Raw genomic sequence first — 4,406 nt, 5'->3', positions numbered from 1 at the left:
GAAGGGCCGCGGCATGGAGCGGCGGGCGGAGATGCCGGTGGCGCTGGTGGAGTACCAGCAGTACACCCACTACAACAAGGGCGCACTGGCCATGTACGCCCTGCGTGACTACGTGGGCGAGCAGGCGGTGAACGGCGCGCTGCGCGCCTTTCTGGCCGAGTCGCGCTACCGTCCGTCCGGGCCGTACCCCACCTCCCGCGACCTGCTGCGCCACCTGCACGCCGCCACGCCCGATTCGCTGGACGGGCTGGTGGAAGACCTGTTCGAAACGGTGACGCTGTGGGACCTGTCCGCGTCGCGGGCAGAGGGCACGCAGCTGCGGGACGGCCGCTACCAGGTGGACTTCACCGTCTCCGCGCGGAAAATGCAGGCCGGCGGGCTGGGTGAGGAAGAGGACGTGGAGATCGACGACTGGATCGAGGTGGGCGTCTTCGGCGCGGACGAGGACGAGCCGATCTACCTGAAGAAGTTCCGGTTCACCGGTGCCCCGCGCACCTTCCGGATCGTCACGGACGAGTGGCCGCGGCGCGCAGGGATCGATCCGCTGCACAAGCTGATCGACCGCGAGCTGGAGGACAACGTCATCGCCATCGCCCGCGGGCGGGAGTCGCCCGTGCCCACCCGGAGGCCGGCGCGGCGCGACTCCGCGGGGGCGAAGGCGGTGGAAGGCGCGCGCTGATGGAACAGGAGAGCCTGCGGCCGGGCGAGCGGATCACGCGCACCATCCGCCAGCGGCTGCACCTGAAAGGCGAGCTGATGCTGGCCGCCCTGCCGACCGCGACGGTGCTGCTGGTGCTGTTCCTGGTGGAGACGCTCAGCGAGCAGCGCCTGCTGTTCGCGTCGCTGGCGTCCAGCGCGTTCCTGATCTACATGGACCCGGAGCACGGGACCAACCGCGTGCGGACGCTGGTGATCTCGCAGCTGGGCGCGGCCGTGCTGGGGCTGATGGCTTTCATGGTGCTGGGCCCCGGGTACACCGGCGCCGCGCTTTCGATGGTCGCCACCATCCTGCTGATGATCCTGTCCGACGCGGTCCATCCGCCAGCCGTTTCCACCGCGCTGAGCTTTTCGCTGCGCGCGGGCGACGAGAGCAACATCGCGCTCTTCGCCATCGCCGTGGCCATCACCGCGGGCCTGGTGGTGATGCAGCGTGCCGCCGTGTGGATGCTGGCGCGCTACTCGGCCCGGCACTAAGCTCCCCGCATCATCCTCAACGGGAGGCGTGAGCCATGAGCAACTACAGGATCGTCCTGGAGCGCAGGTCCACGGGGTACTCGGCCTACTCGCCGGATCTACCGGGCTGCGCCAGCACCGGAGCAACGCGCGAAAAGGCAGAGGCGAACATGCGCGATGCCAGCGAGTTCCACATCGACGGTCTTCGCGAGGAAGGCTTTCCCGTTCCCGAGCCTCGAGCTCGTTGAACCACCCGCCGTTCTGGATGCAAAGAACCGCCGTGTCGGGCTTCGACGCGGCGGTTCTTACGTGGGGAGGTGGAGACGGCGCTTCATTGGCCCGGAGTGAGCCCGCGCGGACCGGTGTTGGAGCGCGAGTCGACCTGCTCGGCCGTGCTCTTCGCGTCTGCCTCGCTCTCGTGAGCGCGAAGCGCCTGCGCCGATACCATGTGGCCGCCCACGAAGATCGTCAGGCAGGCAGCGAGCGAGAACAGTTCACGGGCACGCATCGTCTTTTGCTCCAGGCGGTGGTTTCAGCTGCGGAGGTGGTCCATCCACCCCTCGCGGTCTACGCCTGATAAGATGCGCTCAACCCCGCACGAGGTCGTGGGTCGAATGACTCATTTGTGGGAGATAGTCACCAGATGCGGTGAATTCCGTACTCGTCGAGCTTGGTATCTGCGCTGATGAGCGCCGCCTGTTCGGAAACCGCCTGGGCGATGACAAGACGGTCGAAGGGATCGCGGTGGTGGAACGGCAGCCTGACGACCTGTCGCAGGTGTGCTGGAGAAATCGGCAGAAGCGAAATGCCATTCTGCTCCAGTTGCCCCGGGACCAATGAGTCGAACGAAACGTGCAGGTCGAGTTTGCCCAAGCTGACCTTGATCGCGATCTCCCAAGCGCATGCGATGCTGAATAGCCGTTCGTTGCCGAAATCCTCAATAGCGGATCGAGCGGCAATCGAAAGCCGCGGATCGCCGCCGAGGAACCAGAGCGCCGCGTGCGTATCGATCAGCAGCTTCACCGCTCGTACGGTTCGAAGTCCTCGAGTGGTGCGTCGAAATCGTCGGCCATGGTGAACATCCCCTTCGCGCTCCCGAACCGCGGGATGCCTTTGGTTTGCACTGGTACCAGCCGCACTGCAGTGCCATCCTGGGCCGCAATCACCACGTCCTCACCGTCCGCCGCTTCCGTCATCAACTCGGCGAAGCGGATCAGCGCCTCATCCAGCGAGACTGTGCTCATTCTGCGCTCCTTGAACGGGTCACGGTCATGTTACTCCGCAACGACGATAATGGTGCAGAGGATGTACCCGGACCTTCACTCGTCGCCGAGGAAGGCCGCCAGCTCGGCACCGCGGCGCTCGGCGTCTTCTTCGCCCAGGGCCATCAGGCGCTTGGCGTAGTCGTGCTGGAACATGAGCATGCTCAGCACGTCGGGGCTGGACGTCTGCCGGGTGCCCAGCCCGCGCGTCAGCATGCGGAAGGTGCGCGGAAGCTTGGGCTCGTACTCGGCGGATAGCCGCGCCAGGTCTCGCGACGGCCTCATCACCATCAGCTTCACCGGGCGCATCCCCTTTCGGTGCTCCGGCGGCACGTGCTCCACCACCGTGTTGATGCGCTCCATCCGCGCCACGTCCTGGTCCACCATCTCCAGGAACACCGAGTCCAGCATCATCCCGATGATCTGGGCGGGCGGCGGATACCCGGCCACGTCCGGCGCCGCGGCCTCGGCGCGGGTGCGGTCGTAGCGGGTAGAGACGGCCAGGATGCGGCTGGCGCCCAGGTGCAGGGCGGGGGAGAGCGGCGCCGTCATCTTGATGCCGCCGTCCCCGTACCAGTGGGGGCCGATCTGCACCGCGGGAAAGAACAGCGGCAGCGCGGCGGACGCCATCACGTGGTCGATGGTGAACCGGCAGTGGCGGCTGGTGCGCCCCGGACGCTCCCACGTCTCGATGTCGCGCCCCTGCACCCAGACGACGGACGTCCCCGTGGTGTAGTCGGTGGTGCTGATGGCGGCGGCGCGCAGGGTGCCGCGGTGAAGGTTGTAGTCCAGGCCCGTCAGCTCGCCGTTGACCGGGGCGAGCGCTTCTTCCAGGAACGCCCGCAGCGGCCCCGTGTCGACCATCCCGCGCACCCGCCCCTCCGGGCCGCCCGCCAGCCGCAGCCCCCAGCGCCCGAAGTTGGCGGCCAGGGAGCGGGCGTCCACGCGAAAGATGCGTTCCGGGAGCAGCTCGCTCCACAGGCAGGCCAACTCGTGCGCCGCCTGCGCGAAGGTGCCGTGGTGCTGCGCCATCAGCGCCATGTTGATGGCCCCGGCCGACACCCCGGTCCAGATGGGCACCTTGATGTCGGGGTGCGCCTTGGCCAGGTAGTTCAGCAGCCCCACCTGGTACGCGCCGCGCGCCCCACCGCCGGTGAGGACCAGCGCCAGCTCGCCGCGGTCCGTCGTGGCGCCCTGCGTCGGCGCGAACTCGCGCCCGGCCTCGCTGTGCGCAGCGCCCCCCGCCCGCCGCTCTTCCACGTTCAGCGGCGGTACACGACGCGGCCGCCTACCACCGTCAGCACCGGCGCGGCCTGCAGGATTTCGCCCTCCGGAACGGTCAGCAGGTCGCGGTCCCAGACCACCAGGTCGGCCAGCATGCCGGCGAGCAAGGTGCCTTTGCGCGCCTCCTGCCACTCGCCGTACGCCGGGGTGGCGGTGTACAGGCGGATGGCTTCCTGCCGGGTCAGCCGCTGCTCGGGCATCCAGCCGCCCGGCGGAGTGCCGGGCTCTTCGCGGCTCTGGCGGGTGACGGCGGAGTAGATGCCCTCCACCGGCGGCATGGGCTCGACCGGGAAGTCGGTGCCGAAGATGACGGTGGCGCCGGCGTTCAGCAGCGAACGCCACACGTAGGCGCCCTCCGTCGCTCGCTCGCGCCCGATGCGCGTGTCCACCCAGCGCATGTCGCTGGTGGCGTGCGTGGGCTGCATGGAGGCGATCACGCCCAGCTGCCGGAAGCGGGCGATGTCGGCCTGGTCCAGCACCTGGGCGTGCTCGATGCGGTGGCGGCGCGGGCGCGGGCCGTTGGTGCGGGCCGCGCGCTCGAACGCGTCCAGCGCCTGCCGGTTGGCCGCGTCGCCGATGGCGTGGAGGATCACCTGGAGGCCCGCCGCGTCGGCGGCGGCCACCAGCGAATCCAGCTGCGCGCTGGTGTACTGGGCCAGCCCGTGCGTGGCGTGGTCGTCCGCGAAC

At 68.9% G+C, this 4,406-nt stretch carries 7 protein-coding genes and 1 pseudogene; 3 read left to right on the top strand and 5 right to left on the bottom strand.

Annotation, left to right across the window (positions count from 1 at the left end; all coding sequences use genetic code 11):
• The 3 genes and pseudogenes from VIB55_RS21160 to VIB55_RS21150 all read left to right on the top strand — a co-directional run.
• Window positions 1–679 (top strand): annotated as a pseudogene (locus VIB55_RS21160) (hypothetical protein); the annotation flags it as partial.
• Window positions 679–1,194: an HPP family protein gene (locus VIB55_RS21155; protein ID WP_331878658.1), complete on the top strand. Its 516-nt coding sequence runs from the start codon at window positions 679–681 to the stop codon at window positions 1,192–1,194. The pseudogene VIB55_RS21160 and the gene VIB55_RS21155, both read left to right, overlap by 1 nt.
• A gap of 35 nt (window positions 1,195–1,229) precedes the next feature.
• Window positions 1,230–1,421 (top strand): type II toxin-antitoxin system HicB family antitoxin, encoded by a 192-nt coding sequence (locus VIB55_RS21150; protein WP_331878657.1) that lies wholly within the window; start codon window positions 1,230–1,232, stop codon window positions 1,419–1,421.
• Window positions 1,422–1,504: 83 nt separating this feature from the next.
• Here the strand turns inward: VIB55_RS21150 and VIB55_RS21145 are convergent, their stop codons facing one another.
• The 5 genes from VIB55_RS21145 to VIB55_RS21125 form a co-directional block, all read right to left on the bottom strand.
• Window positions 1,505–1,681, bottom strand: a complete 177-nt coding sequence (locus VIB55_RS21145; protein ID WP_331878656.1) for a hypothetical protein — start codon at window positions 1,679–1,681, stop codon at window positions 1,505–1,507.
• 128 nt (window positions 1,682–1,809) lie between these two features.
• Window positions 1,810–2,196, bottom strand: coding sequence for a type II toxin-antitoxin system VapC family toxin (locus tag VIB55_RS21140; RefSeq protein ID WP_331878655.1), 387 nt, complete (start codon window positions 2,194–2,196; stop codon window positions 1,810–1,812).
• Window positions 2,193–2,417 carry a type II toxin-antitoxin system Phd/YefM family antitoxin gene (locus VIB55_RS21135; RefSeq protein ID WP_331878654.1) on the bottom strand — a complete coding sequence of 75 codons (225 nt, stop codon included), beginning with the start codon at window positions 2,415–2,417 and terminating at the stop codon, window positions 2,193–2,195. The genes VIB55_RS21140 and VIB55_RS21135 overlap by 4 nt, the downstream gene beginning before the upstream one ends.
• Before the next feature lie 75 nt (window positions 2,418–2,492).
• On the bottom strand, window positions 2,493–3,695 hold the full coding sequence (locus tag VIB55_RS21130) for a patatin-like phospholipase family protein (RefSeq protein ID WP_331878653.1): 1,203 nt from the start codon (window positions 3,693–3,695) through the stop codon (window positions 2,493–2,495).
• Window positions 3,696–3,697: 2 nt separating this feature from the next.
• Window positions 3,698–4,406, bottom strand: a 709-nt coding sequence (locus VIB55_RS21125; RefSeq protein WP_331878652.1) for an amidohydrolase, incomplete at its 5' end; no start/stop codon positions are given.

It is taken from the genome of Longimicrobium sp. (assembly GCF_036554565.1).
In the GTDB taxonomy this organism is placed as follows: Bacteria; Gemmatimonadota; Gemmatimonadetes; order Longimicrobiales; family Longimicrobiaceae; genus Longimicrobium.
The sequence above is the reverse complement of the archived record's forward strand: the minus strand, read 5'-3'. Positions and strand labels throughout refer to the sequence as shown.